This is a genomic window from Aeromonas sp. BIGb0445 (genome assembly GCF_024809075.1).
Classification (GTDB): Bacteria; Pseudomonadota; Gammaproteobacteria; order Enterobacterales; family Aeromonadaceae; genus Aeromonas; species Aeromonas rivuli.
In genome coordinates this window covers 122,408-141,556 of the sequence record NZ_JANUES010000007.1, presented here as the reverse complement: position 1 = coordinate 141,556, position 19,149 = coordinate 122,408, and the positions used below count along the sequence as shown (strand labels likewise).

The 19,149-nt window shown below is 59.2% G+C and carries 26 protein-coding genes; 5 read left to right on the top strand and 21 right to left on the bottom strand.

The features are described from left to right. Positions 1 to 9: 9 nt before the first annotated feature. The 12 genes from rplN to rpsJ all read right to left on the bottom strand — a co-directional run bounded on the left by rplN (position 10) and on the right by rpsJ (position 5,486). Complete coding sequence (gene rplN, locus M2367_RS14820) at positions 10 to 378, bottom strand: 50S ribosomal protein L14 (RefSeq protein WP_005890908.1); 369 nt, start codon at positions 376 to 378, stop codon at positions 10 to 12. A 147-nt stretch (positions 379 to 525) separates the two neighbouring features. Next, complete coding sequence (gene rpsQ, locus M2367_RS14815) at positions 526 to 774, bottom strand: 30S ribosomal protein S17 (RefSeq protein ID WP_005890905.1); 249 nt, start codon at positions 772 to 774, stop codon at positions 526 to 528. Then, on the bottom strand, positions 774 to 965 hold the full coding sequence (rpmC, locus tag M2367_RS14810) for a 50S ribosomal protein L29 (RefSeq protein ID WP_005319733.1): 192 nt from the start codon (positions 963 to 965) through the stop codon (positions 774 to 776). Before rpmC ends, rpsQ begins: the two co-directional genes overlap by 1 nt. Next, on the bottom strand, positions 965 to 1,378 hold the full coding sequence (rplP, locus tag M2367_RS14805) for a 50S ribosomal protein L16 (RefSeq protein ID WP_005307963.1): 414 nt from the start codon (positions 1,376 to 1,378) through the stop codon (positions 965 to 967). Before rplP ends, rpmC begins: the two co-directional genes overlap by 1 nt. Positions 1,379 to 1,391: 13 nt before the next feature. Continuing rightward, the gene (gene rpsC / locus M2367_RS14800) at positions 1,392 to 2,102 is read right to left on the bottom strand and encodes a 30S ribosomal protein S3 (RefSeq protein WP_005890900.1); all 711 of its coding nucleotides are present in this window, start codon (positions 2,100 to 2,102) and stop codon (positions 1,392 to 1,394) included. Between the two features lie 3 nt (positions 2,103 to 2,105). Further along, entirely contained in the window at positions 2,106 to 2,450 is a 345-nt protein-coding gene (gene rplV / locus M2367_RS14795) for a 50S ribosomal protein L22 (RefSeq protein WP_005890899.1), read from the bottom strand. 10 nt (positions 2,451 to 2,460) lie between these two features. Next, on the bottom strand, positions 2,461 to 2,739 hold the full coding sequence (gene rpsS, locus M2367_RS14790) for a 30S ribosomal protein S19 (protein ID WP_005307960.1): 279 nt from the start codon (positions 2,737 to 2,739) through the stop codon (positions 2,461 to 2,463). Positions 2,740 to 2,761: 22 nt separating this feature from the next. Continuing rightward, the gene (gene rplB / locus M2367_RS14785) at positions 2,762 to 3,583 is read right to left on the bottom strand and encodes a 50S ribosomal protein L2 (RefSeq protein ID WP_042042663.1); all 822 of its coding nucleotides are present in this window, start codon (positions 3,581 to 3,583) and stop codon (positions 2,762 to 2,764) included. Positions 3,584 to 3,598: 15 nt separating this feature from the next. Continuing rightward, the gene (gene rplW / locus M2367_RS14780; RefSeq protein WP_005319747.1) at positions 3,599 to 3,901 is read right to left on the bottom strand and encodes a 50S ribosomal protein L23; all 303 of its coding nucleotides are present in this window, start codon (positions 3,899 to 3,901) and stop codon (positions 3,599 to 3,601) included. Beyond that, positions 3,898 to 4,503: a 50S ribosomal protein L4 gene (gene rplD, locus M2367_RS14775; protein ID WP_005890881.1), complete on the bottom strand. Its 606-nt coding sequence runs from the start codon at positions 4,501 to 4,503 to the stop codon at positions 3,898 to 3,900. The genes rplW and rplD overlap by 4 nt, the downstream gene beginning before the upstream one ends. Positions 4,504 to 4,520: 17 nt before the next feature. After that, positions 4,521 to 5,153: a 50S ribosomal protein L3 gene (gene rplC / locus M2367_RS14770; RefSeq protein ID WP_042042661.1), complete on the bottom strand. Its 633-nt coding sequence runs from the start codon at positions 5,151 to 5,153 to the stop codon at positions 4,521 to 4,523. 21 nt (positions 5,154 to 5,174) lie between these two features. Then, on the bottom strand, positions 5,175 to 5,486 hold the full coding sequence (gene rpsJ, locus M2367_RS14765; protein WP_005307944.1) for a 30S ribosomal protein S10: 312 nt from the start codon (positions 5,484 to 5,486) through the stop codon (positions 5,175 to 5,177). Between the two features lie 377 nt (positions 5,487 to 5,863). Between rpsJ and M2367_RS14760 the strand changes: the two genes are divergently transcribed. Next, positions 5,864 to 6,778 carry a DMT family transporter gene (locus M2367_RS14760; protein WP_259237125.1) on the top strand — a complete coding sequence of 305 codons (915 nt, stop codon included), beginning with the start codon at positions 5,864 to 5,866 and terminating at the stop codon, positions 6,776 to 6,778. A gap of 62 nt (positions 6,779 to 6,840) precedes the next feature. On the opposite strand, the gene envZ is transcribed toward M2367_RS14760, so the two are convergent. From envZ to greB, 3 genes are all read right to left on the bottom strand, one after another. After that, complete coding sequence (gene envZ, locus M2367_RS14755) at positions 6,841 to 8,148, bottom strand: two-component system sensor histidine kinase EnvZ (protein WP_259237124.1); 1,308 nt, start codon at positions 8,146 to 8,148, stop codon at positions 6,841 to 6,843. Continuing rightward, entirely contained in the window at positions 8,145 to 8,864 is a 720-nt protein-coding gene (ompR, locus tag M2367_RS14750) for a two-component system response regulator OmpR (protein WP_005890831.1), read from the bottom strand. The genes envZ and ompR overlap by 4 nt, the downstream gene beginning before the upstream one ends. 67 nt (positions 8,865 to 8,931) lie before the next feature. Continuing rightward, complete coding sequence (greB, locus tag M2367_RS14745) at positions 8,932 to 9,444, bottom strand: transcription elongation factor GreB (RefSeq protein WP_259237123.1); 513 nt, start codon at positions 9,442 to 9,444, stop codon at positions 8,932 to 8,934. 94 nt (positions 9,445 to 9,538) lie between these two features. Here greB and M2367_RS14740 point away from each other — a divergent pair, with 94 nt between their 5' ends. Continuing rightward, positions 9,539 to 11,866 (top strand): Tex family protein, encoded by a 2,328-nt coding sequence (locus M2367_RS14740; RefSeq protein WP_259237122.1) that lies wholly within the window; start codon positions 9,539 to 9,541, stop codon positions 11,864 to 11,866. A 115-nt stretch (positions 11,867 to 11,981) separates the two neighbouring features. Here the strand turns inward: M2367_RS14740 and M2367_RS14735 are convergent, their stop codons facing one another. The 3 genes from M2367_RS14735 to bioH all read right to left on the bottom strand — a co-directional run bounded on the left by M2367_RS14735 (position 11,982) and on the right by bioH (position 13,664). Beyond that, positions 11,982 to 12,521: a hypothetical protein gene (locus M2367_RS14735; protein WP_052448233.1), complete on the bottom strand. Its 540-nt coding sequence runs from the start codon at positions 12,519 to 12,521 to the stop codon at positions 11,982 to 11,984. A gap of 40 nt (positions 12,522 to 12,561) precedes the next feature. Next, positions 12,562 to 12,807, bottom strand: a complete 246-nt coding sequence (locus M2367_RS14730) for a hypothetical protein (RefSeq protein WP_042042655.1) — start codon at positions 12,805 to 12,807, stop codon at positions 12,562 to 12,564. 71 nt (positions 12,808 to 12,878) lie between these two features. After that, positions 12,879 to 13,664, bottom strand: coding sequence for a pimeloyl-ACP methyl ester esterase BioH (gene bioH, locus M2367_RS14725; RefSeq protein WP_259237121.1), 786 nt, complete (start codon positions 13,662 to 13,664; stop codon positions 12,879 to 12,881). Between the two features lie 32 nt (positions 13,665 to 13,696). On the opposite strand from bioH, the gene M2367_RS14720 reads away from it, so the two are divergent. Then, positions 13,697 to 14,413 (top strand): ComF family protein, encoded by a 717-nt coding sequence (locus M2367_RS14720; protein WP_042042651.1) that lies wholly within the window; start codon positions 13,697 to 13,699, stop codon positions 14,411 to 14,413. A 178-nt stretch (positions 14,414 to 14,591) separates the two neighbouring features. Next, positions 14,592 to 15,170, top strand: a complete 579-nt coding sequence (nfuA, locus tag M2367_RS14715) for a Fe-S biogenesis protein NfuA (protein ID WP_042042648.1) — start codon at positions 14,592 to 14,594, stop codon at positions 15,168 to 15,170. A gap of 138 nt (positions 15,171 to 15,308) precedes the next feature. Here nfuA and gpsA read toward each other — a convergent pair whose 3' ends face one another. Genes gpsA through M2367_RS14700 form a run of 3 tightly spaced genes read right to left on the bottom strand, consistent with a single transcriptional unit; the run spans position 15,309 to position 17,263 of the window. Next, entirely contained in the window at positions 15,309 to 16,313 is a 1,005-nt protein-coding gene (gpsA, locus tag M2367_RS14710; protein WP_259237120.1) for an NAD(P)H-dependent glycerol-3-phosphate dehydrogenase, read from the bottom strand. Positions 16,314 to 16,316: 3 nt separating this feature from the next. Beyond that, positions 16,317 to 16,787 (bottom strand): protein-export chaperone SecB, encoded by a 471-nt coding sequence (secB, locus tag M2367_RS14705; RefSeq protein WP_042042645.1) that lies wholly within the window; start codon positions 16,785 to 16,787, stop codon positions 16,317 to 16,319. Positions 16,788 to 16,831: 44 nt separating this feature from the next. After that, positions 16,832 to 17,263, bottom strand: a complete 432-nt coding sequence (locus M2367_RS14700; protein ID WP_005890807.1) for a rhodanese-like domain-containing protein — start codon at positions 17,261 to 17,263, stop codon at positions 16,832 to 16,834. Positions 17,264 to 17,610: 347 nt separating this feature from the next. Here M2367_RS14700 and gpmM point away from each other — a divergent pair, with 347 nt between their 5' ends. Next, positions 17,611 to 19,140, top strand: coding sequence for a 2,3-bisphosphoglycerate-independent phosphoglycerate mutase (gene gpmM / locus M2367_RS14695; RefSeq protein WP_042042644.1), 1,530 nt, complete (start codon positions 17,611 to 17,613; stop codon positions 19,138 to 19,140). Positions 19,141 to 19,149: the final 9 nt, after the last annotated feature.

Genomic DNA, 19,149 nt, shown 5'->3' with positions numbered 1-19,149 from the left:
TTCGACTCCTTACAGTACTTCGGGTGCCAGGGACACAATCTTCATGAACTTCTCATTACGGAGTTCACGGGTCACCGGGCCAAAAATACGAGTACCGATTGGCTGTTGGTTGCCGTTAAGCAAAACAGCCGCATTGTTGTCGAAACGGATGACTGAGCCGTCCGGACGACGAACGCCTTTACGGGTGCGTACGACCACCGCGTTATATACATCACCTTTCTTCACTTTACCGCGAGGAATGGCTTCCTTGATGGAAACTTTGATGATGTCGCCGATGCCGGCATAACGGCGGTGCGAGCCACCCAGAACCTTAATACACATTACACTGCGAGCGCCGGAGTTGTCGGCTACACCCAGCATACTTTGCATCTGGATCATTTTAGTGCTCCGCTTTGTTTACTTCTTATCCCTTACGGGATCTGGCTGCCTTCAAAAGGCGCGAAACTATAACACAGAGAAATTGGAAAAGGTAGCCTAAAAAACAAACGGCCCCCGATGGGGGCCGTTTGGACTACAAAAGGCTGATTAAGCCTTTTCCAGGATCCCGACCAGGGTCCAAGACTTGGTCTTGGACAGCGGACGGCACTCGCGGATTTCCACGAGATCGCCAGCTTTACACTCGTTGGTCTCATCGTGTACGTGCAGCTTGGTAGTGCGCTTGATGATCTTACCGTAGATCGGGTGCTTTACCTTGCGCTCGATAGCGACGGTGATGGATTTATCCATCTTGTCGCTAATTACACGACCTTGCAGAGTACGGATTTTGTCAGTCATTACGCACCTGCCTTCTCAGTCAGTACAGTCTTGATACGTGCGACGTCACGACGCACTTGCTTCAGAGTGTGAGTCTGAGCCAGTTGGCCAGTGGAAGCTTGCATGCGCATGTTGAATTGCTCACGCAGCAGACCCAGCAGCTCCTGGTTCAGTTCATCGACGCTCTTTTGACGCAGATCTTGAGCTTTCATCACATCACCGTCTTAATTACGAAAGTGGTCTGAACGGACAGCTTAGCAGCGGCCAGGGCGAATGCTTCACGGGCCAGAGCCTCGGGAACACCGTCCATCTCGTACAGAACCTTGCCAGGTTGGATCGGGCATACCCAGTATTCGACGTTACCCTTACCTTTACCCATACGAACTTCGAGGGGCTTTTCGGTAATGGGTTTGTCCGGGAACACACGGATCCAGATTTTACCCTGACGCTTGACGTGACGGGTCATGGCACGACGGGCTGCTTCGATTTGACGAGCAGTCAGTTGACCACGGGATGTCGCCTTCAGGCCAAAGGTACCGAAGGATACTTCGTTACCAGAGTTGGCCAGACCGCGGTTACGACCCTTATGGGTCTTGCGGAATTTAGTACGCTTTGGTTGCAACATTTACCGAATCTCCTTACTTACCGCGGCGTTTGTTATCGCGCTTGGGCTTCGCAGGAGCTTGCTCTTGAGCAGCGGCAGCATTAACTGCAGCCAGACCACCCAGAACTTCGCCCTTGAAGATCCAAACCTTAACGCCGATCACACCGTAGGTGGTGTGGGCTTCAGAAGTTGCGTAGTCGATGTCGGCACGCAGGGTGTGCAAAGGCACACGACCTTCACGGTACCATTCGGTACGCGCGATTTCAGCGCCGCCCAGACGACCAGACACTTCCACTTTGATGCCCTTGGCACCCAGGCGCATTGCGTTTTGTACGGCGCGCTTCATAGCACGACGGAACATTACGCGACGTTCCAGTTGGGAAGTGATGCTGTCAGCAACAAGTTTGCCATCCAGCTCCGGCTTGCGGACTTCGGAAATGTTGATCTGTGCAGGTACGCCAGCGATAGCGGCGACAGCTTTGCGCAGTTTCTCAACGTCTTCGCCTTTCTTGCCGATCACGACACCCGGACGAGCAGTGTGAATAGTCACACGGATGCTCTTGGCCGGACGCTCGATGGTGATCTTGGACAAGGAAGCGTTTTTCAGCTCCTTGGTCAGGAACTGGCGTACTTGGAAATCGCTGTACAGGTTGTCAGCGAAGTCTTTGGTGTTCGCGAACCAGGTAGAATTCCAAGGCTTGGTAATACCCAGGCGAATGCCATTAGGATGTACTTTCTGACCCATTGCTTATCTCCCAGCCTTAGCGTCGGATACCACTACAGTGATGTGAGCGGTACGCTTGAGGATACGATCCGCGCGACCTTTGGCACGAGGACGGATGCGCTTCATGGAGGGACCTTCGTCGACCATGATAGTAGCAACACGCAGGGCGTCGATATCGGCGCCTTCGTTGTGCTCAGCGTTTGCAATGGCAGATTCCAGCACCTTCTTCACCAGCACTGCAGCCTTTTTCGGGCTGAAGGTCAGGAGAGTCAGAGCCTTGTCTACGGACAGACCACGTACTTGATCGGCTACCAGACGAGCTTTCTGGGCAGAAGTACGGGCATAACGGTGTTTAGCGATAGCTTCCATCATTTATCCCTTAGCGCTTCTTAGCCTTCTTATCAGCAGCATGGCCGCGATAAGTACGAGTCGGTGCGAATTCACCCAGTTTGTGACCGATCATTTCTTCGGTAACGAAAACCGGAACGTGCTGACGACCATTATGGACAGCGATGGTCAAACCGATCATGTTCGGGATGATCATTGAGCGACGGGACCAGGTTTTAACCGGCTTTTTATCCCCGCTTTCCACCGCTTTCTCTACCTTCTTCAGCAAGTGCAGGTCAATAAATGGACCCTTCTTGAGAGAACGTGGCATGGTGATTCCTCTATGTTAACAATTACTTGTTACGACGACGTACGATGTACTTGTCGGTACGCTTGTTCTTACGGGTCTTGAAGCCCTTAGCCTTCTGGCCCCAAGGGGACACAGGCTGCATGCCCTTGTTACGACCTTCACCACCACCGTGCGGGTGATCAACCGGGTTCATCGCCATACCGCGAACGGTCGGACGAATACCACGCCAGCGGTTGGCACCGGCTTTACCCAGTTGACGCAACATGTGCTCGGAGTTACCCACTTCGCCGATGGTAGCGCGGCACTCGGACAGAACTTTACGTACTTCGCCGGAACGCAGACGCAGAGTTACATAGTTACCTTCACGAGCCAGGATCTGGATGAAAGTACCAGCGGAACGAGCCAGCTGGGCACCTTTACCAGGTTTCATCTCAACGGCGTGAACGGTAGAACCGACCGGGATGTTGCGCATCGGCAGGGAGTTACCCACCTTGATGGCAGCATCAGCACCAGAAGCGATCGGATCGCCAGCTTTCAGGCCTTTAGGGGCCAGGATGTAACGACGCTCACCGTCTGCATACAACACCAGGGCGATGTTAGCGGTACGGTTAGGATCGTATTCCAGACGCTCTACTTTGGCAGGAATGCCGTCTTTGTCGCGTTTGAAGTCGACGATACGGTAATGCTGCTTGTGACCACCACCGATATGACGGGTAGTGATACGACCGTTGTTGTTACGACCACCGGACTTGCTTTTGCTGTCCAGCAGAGCGGCGAAGGGCTTGCCCTTGTACAGCTCTTGGTTGACGATCTTAACGACGTGGCGGCGGCCCGGAGAAGTAGGCTTGCACTTAACGATTGCCATTTTTCAGAACTCCTCTTACTCGGCTGCGCCCATGAAGTCGATGTCCTGACCAGCTTTCAGGGTCACATAAGCCTTTTTCCAATCGGAACGACGGCCTACACGCGCACCTGAGCGCTTGGTCTTACCCTTCATGTTCAGGGTACGGACGGTCTCAACTTCGACCTCGAACAGTTTCGCAACTGCAGCTTTGACTTCCGCCTTGGTGGCGTCGACAGCAATTTTGAACACGATAGTGTTCTGCTTCTCGGCGACCATGGTGCTCTTTTCAGAGATATGCGGAGCCTTCAGAACTTTCAACAGACGCTCTTCGCGGATCATGCCAGCATCTCCTCGATTTGCTTAACTGCATCAGCAGTCATCAGAACCTTGTCGAAAGCGATCAAGCTGACGGGGTCGATACCGGCTACGTCACGCACATCGACCTTGTACAGGTTGCGAGCGGCGAGGAACAGGTTCTCATCGACTTCAGCAGTCACGATCAGAACGTCTTTCAGTTCCATCTCTTTCAGCTTGGCGATCAGTTCTTTGGTCTTCGGCGCTTCGATGCCGAATTTCTCGACAACGATCAGGCGCTCTTGACGTACCAGCTCGGACAGGATGCTACGGATAGCGCCGCGGTACATCTTCTTGTTTACTTTTTGGCTGTGATCTTGCGGCTTAGCAGCAAAAGTCACACCACCGGAACGCCAAATAGGCGAACGGATGGAGCCAGCACGGGCACGACCAGTACCCTTCTGACGCCACGGCTTTTTGCCGCCACCAGACACTTCAGAGCGAGTCAGCTGCGCGCGAGTACCCTGACGGGCACCTGCGGCATATGCAACGACGACCTGGTGAACCAGAGCTTCGTTGAATTCGCGCCCGAAGGTAGTCTCGGAAACTTCAAGAGCGCTCTTGGCGTCTTTCATTACCAATTCCATTACTATCTCCTCAGACGTTACGCTTTAACGGCAGGTTTGACGATCACGTTGCCGTTGGTAGCACCCGGTACTGCACCTTTGATGAGCAGCAGGTTGCGTTCAGCGTCAACACGAACCAGTTCCAGGTTCTGAGTCGTTACACGCTCAGCTCCCATGTGACCAGCCATCTTTTTGCCCTTGAATACCTTACCCGGGGATTGGTTCTGACCGATAGAACCCGGAGCGCGGTGAGACAAGGAGTTACCGTGGGTCATATCCTGGGTGCGGAAGTTCCAGCGCTTAACAGTACCGGCAAAACCTTTACCCTTGGATGTGCCAGTAACATCTACCAGCTTAACGTCAGCGAAAAGATCTACTTTCAACTCGCCGCCAACAGTGAAAGTTTCACCGTTGTTCAGACGGAATTCCCACAGACCGCGACCGGCTTCTACACCAGCTTTGGCGAAGTGGCCCGCTTCCGGCTTGGTCACACGGCTGGCTTTTTTGGCGCCAGTGGTAACCTGAATAGCGTTGTAGCCATCGGTTTCTACAGATTTGACCTGAGTTACACGGTTAGCTTCAACTTCGATAACAGTCACCGGGATAGAAACGCCATCTTCAGTGAAGATGCGAGTCATACCCACTTTGCGACCTACAAGACCGATTGTCATTGTTATCAATCCTTTCCGTAATTAGCCCAGGCTGATCTGGACGTCTACACCGGCTGCCAGATCCAGACGCATCAGGGCGTCTACGGTCTTGTCAGTCGGCTCAACGATGTCTACCAGACGCTTGTGAGTGCGGATCTCGTACTGATCACGCGCATCTTTGTTGACGTGCGGGGAGATCAGGACGGTGAAGCGCTCTTTGCGAGTCGGCAGCGGGATAGGACCGCGAACCTGCGCGCCAGTGCGCTTTGCAGTTTCAACGATTTCCGCTGTGGACTGATCTATCAGACGATGATCAAAAGCCTTCAGGCGAATACGGATTCTTTGGTTCTGCATTGACAGAGCTCCAATAGATAAAAGAACATAAATCAACACCGCCCGACTGGGAATTATCCCGCCAGAGGTGTGATTTTTCACGTTTCCCCCCATATCGGGAGGACTGTAAGGCTGGCGACTCGTAAACGGGAAGCTCAGCATGCAGACATATCGTCTGGCTTACCTCATGGGTAAGCGGGGGGAATTATACGGATATTTTCAATTGGCGCAAGCTGACTCGTGCAGATAGTGCGCAATTTTTACCCGCAATGGTTCTCCCCGGAGACCCAGACCTCCGGACAGCCGCCAATCCCATCCAGCTAACGACAGTAGCGGGGTCAGACTGCTAGACTGCGGAGCCAATTGCCCCTTCAGCTGATCATGCAAGGATCTGCAGTATGTTGAAAAATCAGAAGAGAGCCTATCAATACGGTCTGTGCGCCGTGGCTCTCTGGTCCACGGTTGCCACCGCCTTCAAGCTGTCGCTGCGTTACTTCGAGCCGGTACAACTGCTACTGGTCGCCGCCCTCACCTCGACCCTGGCTCTGGGTGCCCTGGTGCTCAAACAGGGCAAGCTGCCGCTGCTGGGGCTCTACTTGCGAGAGCGCCCTCTCTACTATCTGGCGCTGGGCACTCTCAATCCTTTCCTCTATTACCTGCTGTTGTTCAAAGCCTATGACCTGCTGCCGGCGCAACAGGCGCAGACCATCAACTACACATGGGCCATCAGCCTGAGTCTGCTGGCCGTGCCCTTCCTCGGTCAGAAACTGCGCCGCCGGGATGGGGTGGCCATACTGCTCGGCTACTTCGGCGCCCTGGTGATCGCCACCAAGGGTGATCTGCTCGGCCTGCAGTTCGACAGCCCGCTCGGGGTGGGGCTGGCACTGCTCTCTACCCTGATCTGGGCGGGCTACTGGATCCTCAACACCCGTAATCAGGGGGATCCCATCGTCAGTCTGTTGCTCGGCTTCCTGCTCAGCCTGCCGCTCATTCTGGTGGCGACCTGGTGGCTGGCCGACTTCCGCATGACCGCCTGGCAAGGCTGGGCTGGTGCCATCTATGTCGGTCTGTTCGAGATGGGCTTTGGCTTCGTGCTCTGGTTGATGGCCATGCGCAGTGCCACGGACACGGCGCCGCTCAGCAATCTTATCTTCATCTCCCCCTTCGCCTCCCTGATCCTGCTCAACCTGCTGATCGGCGAGGAGATACATCCGGCCACCCCCATAGGCCTGGCTCTCATCGTCATCGCCTTGCTGGTGCAGCAGCTCAAATACGGCAAACGCTACCGCCAACCAGCCACGCCAGATGCCTGAGCAAGATGTCGGATAACAGAGAGGGGGCCATTGGCCCCCTCTCTGTCTCTAGATTGACCCCATTAGTCAACCCACTCCAGGGGCTGCTGTTTGGGCAGGCGGATCTCGACCAGCAAGCCGTCCCACATCGAAACGCCGAGCCGCAATGTGCCGTGGTGCTGCGCCACTATCTTGGCGACGATAGCGAGCCCCAGGCCACTGCCCCCTCCGGTGCGCGCCAGGCTGCCCTGGGTGAAGGGTTTGAGCACCCGCTGATAATCTCCCTCCGGGATGCCTGGGCCATCATCGGACAGCCGCAGGCGGACCCAGTGACCATCGTCCCTCAGCTCAGCATGTACCCGACTGGCGCCATAACGCTGGGCATTACCGCACAGATTATTGAGCACCCGGCGCAAGCCAAGGGGGTGGCACTCGACTAGCACGGCCTCGGTTGGCAGGGCCAGCTCCAATTCCAGTCCCTGATCCCCCTGTAGCAGCAGCACATCGTGGATCAGCTGGGTCAGGTCGGTGGTCCGGGTTTCGATCTCGCCAGCCGGTCTTATGTAGTCGATGAACTGATCGATGATGGCATTGGTTTCATCGATGTCGGCGTTGATGCTCTCCTTGAGTCCCTCTTCCCGGGACGACATCATCTCGGTGGCGAGACGGATGCGGGTGAGCGGGGTGCGCAAATCGTGGGAGACGCCAGCCATCATCAGGTTACGCTCCTCGATCAGATCCTTGATGGAATGGGACATGTGGTTGAAGCTGCGGGTCAGCCGGCGCAGCTCCCGCGAGCCCTTCTCGGGCAGTGCATCGGGGAATTGTCCCCTTGCCACGGCGACAGCCCCCGCCTCCAGCGCCTCGAGCGGGCGCATCAACTGACGGGCAAAATGCCAGGCGCCAAACAGCACCACTACCAGCAATATGCTCAGATAAAGGAGCAGTGGCTGAATGTCGTCATCATCTATCTCGGTGAGCGGCACCCGCAGCCAGATCTCGCTCGCCTGGGGCGGCTGGATCCAGATGATGTAGTGATCCTGGATCTCGACCCGCACCTGGGCCGGGCCGCCCAGCTCATGACTGATCCCCTCCTCCAGATATTCATAACGCTTGGCCATCTTCAGGCCGTGCTGCTCAGCCTCGTGCTGACTGTAAATATCGATGCCCGTCGCCATGTGGACCAGGGCCTCAGCTTCATCGGGCAGGGTACCGTCCAGTTCGGCGGGGAAGATGAGCTTGACCTGATTGGCCAGCAGGTGACTGATCTGCTTGACCGTGGGCTCCAGCAGATAGTTGTAGAAGGCGGCATAGGAGACCAGCTGATAGACCAACAGCACCGAGCCCAGAAACCAGAGGGTACGGGAGAACATGCTGGTCGTGCGCCTCATCGGCTCTCTCCGTCCGGTACAAACACATAGCCCAGACCCCAGACGGTCTGCAGATACCTGGGTTGGGCCGGATCCTGCTCCAGCAAGCGACGCAGGCGCGACACCTGCACATCGATGCTGCGCTCGGTGGCGGTATATTCGCGGCCACGGGCCAGATTCATCAATTTGTCACGGGATAGCGGCTCACGGGGATGACTGACCAGCACCTTGAGCACGGCGAACTCGCCGCTGGTCAGGGAGAGGGGTTCATGGTCCCGGGTCAGCTCTCGGGTCGCGAGATCGAGGCGGTAGGCACCAAAGCTGACGACCTTCTCGGTGGCGGAGGGGGCTCCCGGCAGCTCCACCTGATGGCGGCGCAGCACGGCACGGATCCGGGCCAGCAGCTCCCGCGGGTTGAACGGTTTGGGCAGATAGTCATCGGCGCCCATCTCCAGGCCGACAATGCGATCGACCTCGTCCCCCTTGGCGGTGAGCATCAACACCGGGATCTGGTTGCCCGCTTCGCGCAGACGGCGACAGATGGAGAGGCCATCTTCCCCGGGCAGCATGAGATCGAGCACCATCAGGCTGAAGTTCTCCCGCGCCAGCAGGCGATCGGCCTGCTCACCATTGGCGACGCCGCGCACCCCGAACCCCTGTTCGCTCAGATAACGCTCCAGCAGGGCCCGCAGCTTGAGGTCATCATCGACCACCAACACCTTGTATTGCTGACTCATTTTGCCTCTCCTTACCCATGAGGGGTCATCCTAGGCGCTTGCCCTGCCCCGGCCAAGACGAAAAGTGTTACCGGTTATTGCTTGGGAGCGTTGCCCGCGCCTCGAAGGGGCTGTAACGAATTTCGTTGATATACCAGAACTGCAAGCCGGACGGCGTGCTCACCTCCACCTCGTCATCGACCTGTTTCTTGAGCAGGGCACGCGCCAGGGGGGAGTCCACGCTGAGTTTGCCTTCAGAGAGGTTGAACTCGTCGGGCCCCACCAATCGATAGCGCACCCGCTGACCGGCTTCATCTTCCAGCTCAACCCAGGCGCCGAAGAAGACCCGCCCCTCCTGCTGGGGGCTGGGATCCACTATGGTGAGGGCATCGAGCCGCTTGCCAAGAAAGCGCAGCCGCCGGTCTATTTCCCGCAGTCGCTTCTTGCCATAGATGTACTCGGCATTCTCGGATCGGTCGCCGAGGGCCGCGGCCTCCGACACCGCCTGCGTCACCCTGGGCCGCTCCTCCTTCCAGAGGGCCTTGAATTCCCGATCCAGTTCGAGCCACCCTTCACGGGTGATATAATCGCTTTTTTTCATCTTTACATGTCCTTGCCACTTGGGTTCTATTCTAACCCCGCGTGGGGTGGGCCCGCGAGCCGCCAACCAGTGACCATGGAGACCCAGAGCACAGATGCAAACCATAGAACGACAGATAGCCAGCGAGCTGAATGCTCGGCCACAGCAGGTACAAGCCGCCATCCGCCTGCTGGACGAAGGGGCCACTGTGCCCTTCATCGCCCGCTACCGCAAGGAGGTCACCGACGGGCTGGATGACAGCCAGTTACGTACTCTGGAGACCCGGCTCGGTTATCTGCGCGAACTGGAAGAGAGGCGCCAGGTGATCCTCAACTCCGTCAAGGAGCAGGGCAAGCTGACCCCGGAACTGGCCCGTGCTTTGGGCGAGGCCGATACCAAGACCCGCCTCGAAGATCTCTACCTGCCCTACAAACCCAAACGCCGCACCAAGGGGCAGATGGCCATAGAGGCTGGGCTGGAACCCCTGGCCGATCGCCTGTTCGCCAATCCCAATCTGGATCCCGAGCGAGAGGCCGCCGCCTTTATCAATATCGAGGCTGGCATAGCCGATACCAAGGCGTCCCTCGACGGTGCCCGCTACATCTTGATGGAGCGCTTCGCGGAGCAAGCCCCCCTGCTCGCCCGGCTGCGCGATTATCTGTGGCACAACGCCACCCTGCACGCCCGGCTGGTCGAGGGCAAGGAGCAGGAGGGAGCCAAGTTCAAGGACTACTTCGAACATGACGAACCGCTGCACAAGGCCCCCTCCCATCGGGTGCTGGCCATGTTGCGCGGCCGCAACGAAGGGATGCTCAACCTGGCGCTGATAGTGGGTGAGGATGAGGCCAGCCACCCCTGCGAGGGCATCATCGCCCAGCAGGTCGGCGTCAAGGCCCAGGGCCGTCCCGCCGACAAGTGGCTGCAAGGGGTGGTGAGCTGGACTTGGCGCATCAAACTCTCCTTGCAGATGGAGACCGAGCTCATCGGCCAAGTCCGCGAACAGGCCGAAGAAGAGGCGATCAAGGTGTTCGCCATGAATCTCCAGGATCTGCTGATGGCGGCGCCGGCCGGCATGCGTTGCACCATGGGGCTGGATCCCGGCATCCGCACCGGGGTCAAGGTGGCGGTGGTCGACGCCACCGGCAAGCTGGTCGATAGCGCCACCATCTATCCCTTCGAGCCGAGAAAGCAGGTGGAACAGAGCCTGGCCACCCTGCGCGATCTCTGCGTCAAACATAAAGTAGAGCTGGTCAGCATCGGCAATGGCACCGCCTCCCGCGAGACGGATCGCCTGACGGCTGAACTGTTCAAACGCTACCCGGAGGCCCGTGCTCAGCAGATCGTGGTCAGCGAGGCGGGTGCCTCCGTCTACTCCGCCTCCGAGCTCGCCTCCCAGGAGTTTCCGGATCTTGATGTCTCCATCCGCGGCGCAGTCTCCATCGCCCGCCGCCTGCAAGATCCCCTGGCCGAGCTGGTCAAGATAGATCCCAAGAGCATAGGGGTGGGCCAGTACCAGCATGATGTCGGTCAGAGCCAGCTGGCCCGCAAGCTCGATGCCGTGGTGGAAGATTGCGTGAACGCGGTCGGCGTGGATGTGAATACCGCCTCGGTACCGTTGCTGACCCGGGTCTCCGGCCTCTCCCAGACCCTGGCCCAGAACATAGTGGCTTACCGTGATGAACATGGCGCCTTCAAGAGCCGCCAGCAGTTGCTCAAGGTGAGTCGACTCGGCCCCAAGGCGTTCGAGCAGTGTGCCGGTTTCCTGCGCATTCGTGGCGGCACTCATCCCCTCGATGGCTCGGCGGTGCATCCCGAGTCTTACCCTGTGGTGGAACGGATCCTGGCGCAGCTCCAGCAGGCGGTAGACGACCTGCTCGGCAACGGCCCCCTGCTACGTAGCCTCAAGCCAGCCGACTATGTCGATGACAAATTCGGGGTGCCGACTGTCACCGATATCATTGGCGAGCTGGACAAGCCGGGCCGGGATCCCCGTCCCGAGTTCAAGACCGCCACCTTCAAGGAGGGGGTGGAGAAGATAAGCGACCTGCAACCCGAGATGGTGCTGGAAGGGGTGGTCACCAACGTCACCAACTTCGGCGCCTTCGTCGACATAGGGGTCCATCAGGATGGCCTGGTGCATATCAGCTCCCTGACCGATCGCTTCATCAAGGATCCCCGGGAAGTGGTCAAGACAGGGGACGTGGTCAGGGTCAAGGTGCTGGAGGTGGATGCCCCCCGCAAACGCATCAGCCTGACCATGCGCCTGGATCAGCAGGCCGGCAATCAGGGGGGACGCAAGCCCAGAGCAGAGATAAACGACCGGGCGGCGCCCCGGGGGCAGGCTGCCAAACCGGCTCGCCCCCCACAGCCAGGCAGCAAACCGGCCGAGAGTGCCGCCTTCGGCAACGCCTTTGCGGCCGCGTTTGCCAAGGCTAAAAAATAGCGCCTCAAATGCCCGGATAAACAGGAAGCCCCGCGAGGGGCTTCTTGTTGTAGGGGATCTCCCCTTCTCTGCCGCTAGCATCAGGCTCAAGGAGCCCTGTCATGGCAACGGCGGTTCAGATTTTCAGATCGAATTGCTGGGGCGTGGCGGGTCGGCTAGCCGTGCGATAGCGCTGGGCGATGGCCTGGCTGCGTATCTCCATGTAGGCATTCAACACCCCGCCTTGCATGCCGGGATGAGCATATTGGCCAACTCGGGTTGGTAGCCCACCACCGAACACCAACGCCGAGGCGATCCCGTGGCTGCCCCTCTGATCCCCTGCCCGCTCGGCATCTTGATGACTCTCCCGATGCGTCCCTTGCTGGCTGCCCTGGCCGTCCTGATGCCCACGCTCATCGACCCGCTGAGGTAGCGAATGAGGAGCCGATGAGAGGGTGCCCGCCCCCTCCCGCATCGCACCGTCACGGAGCAACCCCTGGCGGAGGGTCTGCCTCTCCTGATCCTGCTGACTGGCCGATTTCTGGCTGCCGCTAGCGGCAGCACCCTGGGGGGGCTGGGGGATCAGTTCGGCACGGCGATTGTCGGTGCGCGCCGCTTCCGTCTGAGGTTGCAGCGCGTTGGGCAGGCTGGGGGGAAGCGTGACGTTGAGGCTCATGATAGTGCTCGGCCACCCCAAGGGTGGCCAAGCAGGCCTCTTAGACCCGAATGTCGATCAGGCTGCCGAGCATGTCACTGGCCGTCTGGATCACCCTGGCCGAGGCACCGGCCTGCAGCTCACCGATCTTGAGGTTGATCAGCTCGTCGGTGAGCGCCACCGGGGCCGCCTCGGGTTCAGGCCGCGCCACATTGACGCTGGCAATGGCCTCGCTTGCCTGGTCAACCCTCTGCTCGGCCCGCTGATATCCCTGCAGGCCAGTGGTAAAGGCGGAATCAATTTGCATGGTGCTATCTCCCTGACAGTGGAGTAAGTATCCACCGCCTCGCGGGATTATCAAAGCATGGCGCTCGATTTTTAATCAGCGCAGTCAGCCCCCATGGCGAGCCACTCCCTCAGACCGCTGACAAAAGGCTCAGGGTGAGAAATAAAGGGAGCATGGGAGGCCTTGGCCAGTATCTGGCTCTTGCTGCGAGGATAGCGTTCATCGAGCAGCGCAATGCTGGCCCTGGGCACCAGGGAGTCGAGGCGACCATAGACTCGTAGCCAGGGCAGAGCCAGCTGCGCCAGCTCCTCGCGCAAGTCCACTTCGGCCAGCATGGTCAGGCCCGCCGTGAGAGCAGCCAGCTGCGGCGCAGGCCGCTGCGCCAACCACTGTTTCAACTGGCGGATATCGTCCCGGGCATGTTCGCTGCCCATGGCCTGAATGGCCAGGAAGCGCTCCACCGTCTGGCGAAAATCCCCCCCCAGCGCCGTCATGAAACCCTCCAGCACCTTGGGAGCTATACCGGGCCACTCCTCTCGCGCCATGAAGCAGGGGGAGCTGGCAACGGTGATGAGGGAGGCGACCCGCTCCGGTGTATCGAGGGCAATGCGGCTCGCCACCAGACCACCGAGGGACCAGCCGAGCAGGTGGGCGCGCGGCGGCAATACCGCGGCGACCTGCCGCGCCAGCCAGTTGAGGTCATAATCCACCCCCTCGGCCAGCGGGCTGGCGCCAAAGCCGGGCAAGTCGATCAGATGCAACCGAAAATGCGGGCTGAGCAGGGGGGCTATCCCGTGCCAGACGGCACCATTCATGCCCCAACCATGCAACAACACCAGATCTGGCCCCTGACCGAGGCGCTCCACCACTATGCTCATCAGACTCCCTCACATCCATTCATTGGGGTCGCATGTTAAAGCGCCTGCTCGCCAAAGCAAGTCCGATCCTCGGTACCCCGGTCGACTGGTTGGGACTCTGCCTGCTCTGTCGACAACCCTGTGACACCGATCCCCTGCTCTGCCACTGGTGTCGTACCAGCCTGCGCCAGCAAGAGCATCGCTGCCGACTCTGTGCCACCCCTCTCGAAGAGAGGTGGCCACTCTGTGGCCGCTGTCAGCGCAGGCCGCCCCCCTGGGACAGGTTGCAAGTCATAGGGGACTATCTGCCGCCCTACCCCTGGCTTATTCCTCGCCTGAAATATGGTGGCGACTTGCTGCTGGCCCCCCTGCTCGCCAGGCTGCTGGCCGATCACCTGACCCTGGAGGATCCCCCCGAGGCCATCATCCCGGTGCCCTTGCATTGGTGGCGCCAGTGGCGCCGTGGTTTCAATCAGGCCGAGCAGCTGGGTCTCTGTCTGAGCCGTTTAACCGGCATCCCTCTCGATCTTCGGGTCATTCGCCGCATCCGGGCGACCCCTCAGCAGACCCAGCTCAGCGCCAGCCAGCGCCGCCGCAATCTCAAGGGGGCCTTCCACATCGCTCCCCATCACTACCAGCATGTCGCCCTGCTCGACGATGTGGTCACGACGGGTGCTACGGCGGGTCAGCTCACCCGCCTGCTCCATGAGAGCGGGATAGCAAGAGTCGAGGTGTGGGCGCTGTGCCGTACCCTGCCCCATGTCAAGTAACTGCGGTCCTGTGAGCCAACCGGAACAGTGGCAACATAACAGTGCCATCGGGCGGCGTGAGGTGTAGATCCTGCGTGCCATGGCTGCGCGTCCAAGCCTTGAACACGCGCTATCCAAGGGGCGGCAACCGCGTTATCATGAATACCCTAGTCGTACACTCAGGTTTATGAGGATAGTGATGATCAGCATTTCCGACACCGCCCAGGCGCATTTCCGCAAGCTGCTGGAAAATCAGCCTGATGGCACCAACATCCGGGTGTTTGTGGTCAATCCGGGAACCCAGAACGCCGAGTGCGGCGTCTCTTACTGCCCACCGGATGCGGTGGATCCGGAAGATCAACACCTCCCTTACAGCGGCTTCGACTGCCTGGTCGATCCCCTGAGCGCCCCTTACCTGGTCGATGCCACCATCGACTTCGTCACCGATCAGATGGGCTCCCAGCTCACCCTCAAGGCACCCAACGCCAAGATGCGCAAGGTGGCCGACGATGCCCCCCTGGCCGATCGCATCGAATACGTGCTGATGTCAGAGGTCAACCCCATGCTGGCCGGTCACGGTGGCAAGGTGACCTTGATTGACATCACCGACGACAAGCTGGCGATTTTGCAGTTCGGTGGTGGTTGCAACGGCTGTTCACAGGTGGATTACACCCTGAAAGAGGGGATCGAGAAGCAGCTACTGGAGAAATTCCCGGGCGAGCTCAACGGCGTCAAAGATGCCACCGAGCACCAGCGTGGCGATCACTCCTACTATTGATAGCGCAGGCATGAGTACCCCTGTGCTCATGTCCGTTATCCATTGAGGTTGCCCTGCCCCCTCGTACATTACCCATGAAAAAGCCCCGCCAATTTGGCGGGGCTTTTTGCTATCGGATATGCCGGGATCAACCAGGGATCATTCGTCGCGCTTGTCGCGACTGAGCAGGGCGATGGCAGCCTCTTTCGGGTTGCGGCCCTGATAGAGCACCTGGAAGATCTGCTCGCAGATGGGCATCTCGACCCCGTAACGGGCCGCCAGCAGATGCACTTCCTTGGTGTTGCGATAGCCTTCCACCACCTGACCGATCTCGGCCATGGCGGTATCCACCTCTTTACCGGCCCCGAGCGCCAGACCGAAGCGGCGGTTGCGGGACTGGTTGTCGGTACAGGTAAGCACCAGATCCCCGAGCCCCGCCATCCCCATAAAGGTCTTGGCATCGGCACCCAGGGCCGCACCGAGGCGCTGCATCTCCACCAGACCCCGGGTGATGAGCGCGGTTCTGGCGTTGGCGCCAAAACCCAAGCCGTCGGAGAGGCCGGCGCCGATGGCGATGACGTTCTTGACCGCCCCCCCCAGTTGCAGACCGATGAAGTCCGGATTGGTATAGACCCGGAATGATCGGCCGCAATGGAGCAGATGGGAGAGGTCGTCGGCGAAATCGTCGTGGGTCGAGGCGACCGAGATGGCCGTCGGCAAACCGGCGGCCAGCTCTTTGGCGAAGGTAGGACCCGAGATGACCGCCAGCGGTATCTCCTCCCCCAGTATCTCGCGGGCCACATCCTGCAGCAGCCGGCCGCTGTCCGGCTCCAATCCCTTGGTGGCCCAGGCGATACGAGTATCGGGACGCAGGAAGGGTTTGATCTCGGTCAGCACCTGGCCAAAGACATGACTCGGCACCACCAGCAGCAGCACGGGAGCGGCTTGTACCGCCTGCTCGAGATCCGCGCTCAGCTGCAGCGTAGCGGGGAAGGGCACATCCGGCAGGAAGGCCTTGTTGCAACGATCGGCTTCCAACACGGCGACATGAGCCGGATTATGGCCCCATAGCAGGGTCGAATGACCGTTACGGGCCAGAGAAATGGCAAGGGCGGAGCCATAAGACCCCGCCCCCAACACCGAAATCGCGATCGGGTCGGCCATTGATCAGGCTTCCGCTGTTGCCTGTTGAACCTGAGCCTGTGCCATGTGCTGGGCAAACAGGGCATCGAAGTTGACCGGTGCCAGGTTCAGCTGCGGGAAGGAACCCTTGCTGACCAGGTTGGCCACGGCTTCGCGGGCATAAGGGAACAGAATGTTCGGGCAGAAAGCGGCCAGGCAATGCGCCAGCTGTGGCTCCGGCAGGTTGCCGATGCTGAAGATACCGGCTTGCTGCACTTCACACAGGAAGGCGGTCTCGGTTTCCAGCTTGCAGGTGACGGTCAGGGTCAGTACAACCTCATACACGCCGTCAGCCAGGACGCTGGTCTTGGTGTCCATGTCCAGCTTGACGTCCGGTTGCCACTCTTTCTGGAAGATGTGCGGCGTGTTCGGCGCTTCGAAGGAGACATCCTTGGTGTAAACACGCTGGATGTGGAATTCCGGTTGTACTTCCTGGTTGTTGATTTCGTCAGCCATTCTTTTGATTCCTTTGATAAAAATGTTGGGCGCACGCCCTTAAATCAGCGTTTTTTGGTTACCGGCAGATTGTCTGCACGCCATTGGGCCATGCCACCGCTGAGCACATACACCTGCTTGAAGCCGGCCTTGCTCAACTGACGGGCCGCGCCACCAGCGGTCATCCCCGACTCGCACACCACTATGATGGGGGCATCTTTATGCTTTTCAACCGCGCCCAGATTATTGGCCTGGATCTGGCTGGCGGGCAGGTGCTGGGCACCGGCCAGATGACCCTTGGCATATTCGTCCTGGCTACGGGTATCAACCACGATGGCGTTCTCACGGTTGATGAGCAGCGTTGCACCGTGGTTATTTACCGTTTTAACCGGAGAGAGGCTGGCACGTACCGTGGTGTAGATCAGGGTGCCCGCCAGACCCAACCAAGCCGCCGACAACAGCGGATTGCGGGTCGCAAAATCCAAATACTCTTGCATCTTTTACTATCCAAAGACCGAGACAAGTGGCCGAGTATACATGGGCCCCCAGTGAAGATCAGCCATCTTGGCGGCAAAGCGAGAGCGGGCTCCCATCAAGGTGCCGCCTCGGGCCACCTCCCCCTCAATGGGCCGTCTTCTATATAAGGAGGGAGGCTTGATGGTCATCTTGGGCAACGGGATAACCCTCGATAGACAAGCTGACAACATGCCGAAAACGGCTCGATAACAGCGAAAAATCCAAGGGGGAGAGGCGCTTGGGGATCAGGTGACTATTTCGGCAGATGTAGTAATATTACGCTAGTTTCGATTCCCCAGTTCATTCCTATCCGAGAGGACATAGCTTTATGTCAACAGCGAAAAAACCCCTGGTTTTGGTCATCATGGACGGTTGGGGCTACAGCACCAAGCAAGAGCACAATGCCGTTGCCGCCGCCAAGACCCCGAACCTGGACCGCCTGGCCCATGACTACACCAGCACCCTCATCTCAGGCTCCGGCCTGGACGTGGGCCTGCCCGATGGCCAGATGGGCAACTCCGAAGTGGGCCACGTCAACATTGGCGCCGGTCGCATCGTCTATCAAGAATTGACCCGTATCTCCAAGGACATTGCTGAAGGTACTTTCTTCAATAACGTCGAGCTGGGCAAAGCCGTCGACAGCGCCGTCAGCAACGGCAAGGCCGTGCACATCATGGGCCTGATGTCTCCGGGTGGCGTACACAGCCATGAAGAACACATCATGGGTATGATCGAGATGGCCGCCAAGCGTGGCGCCGAGCAGATCTACTTCCACGCCTTCCTGGATGGCCGCGACGTCCCGCCGCGCTCCGCCCAATCCTCCATCGAGCAGTTCGATGCCCTGTTTGCCCGTCTGGGCAAGGGTCGCTTCGCCTCCATGATCGGCCGCTACTTCGCCATGGACCGCGACAACCGCTGGGATCGCGTGCAGCAAGCCTATGACCTGATGACCCAGGGCAAGGGCGAGTTCACCGCCGACAACGCCAGCGACGCCCTGGCCGCCGCCTATGCCCGCGACGAGAACGACGAGTTCGTCAAGGCCACCCGCATCGGTGCCGCCGCGCCCATGAACGACGGCGATGCGCTGATCTTCATGAACTTCCGTGCCGACCGTGCCCGCGAAATCACCCGTGCCTTCGTCGATAGCGATTTCACCGGCTTTGCCCGCGAAGCGACCCCGGCCCTGAACTTCGTGATGCTGACCGAATACGCGGCCGACATCAAAGCCGTCTGCGCCTATCCGCCCACCGCGCTGGTCAACACCCTGGGTGAGTGGCTGGCCAAGCAGGGCAAGACCCAGCTGCGCATCTCCGAAACCGAGAAGTACGCCCACGTCACCTTCTTCTTCAACGGTGGCGAAGAGGCCTGCTTCCCCGGCGAGGATCGCGAGATCGTCGCCAGCCCGAAAGTGGCCACCTATGACCTGCAGCCGGAGATGAGCTCGGAAGAGCTGACCGACAAGCTGGTCGGCGCCATCAAGAGCGGCAAGTACGATGTCATCATCTGCAACTACCCGAACGGCGACATGGTCGGCCACACCGGTGTGTTCGATGCCGCAGTCAAAGCCTGTGAAGCCGTTGACCACTGCATCGGCCGCGTCACCGAAGCCCTGGCGGAAGTGGGTGGCGAATGCCTGATCACCGCCGACCATGGCAACGCCGAGAAGATGCTGGACGAAGAGACCGGTCAGGCCCACACCGCCCACACCAACCTGCCTGTGCCGCTCATCTATTTCGGCCGCAAGGCTGAAGTGGCGCAAGATGGTAAATTGTCCGATCTGGCCCCGACCATGCTGACCCTGATGGGTCTGCCGGTGCCGCCGGAAATGACTGGCAAGCCCCTGATGATTCTGAAATAATCCTGCCCC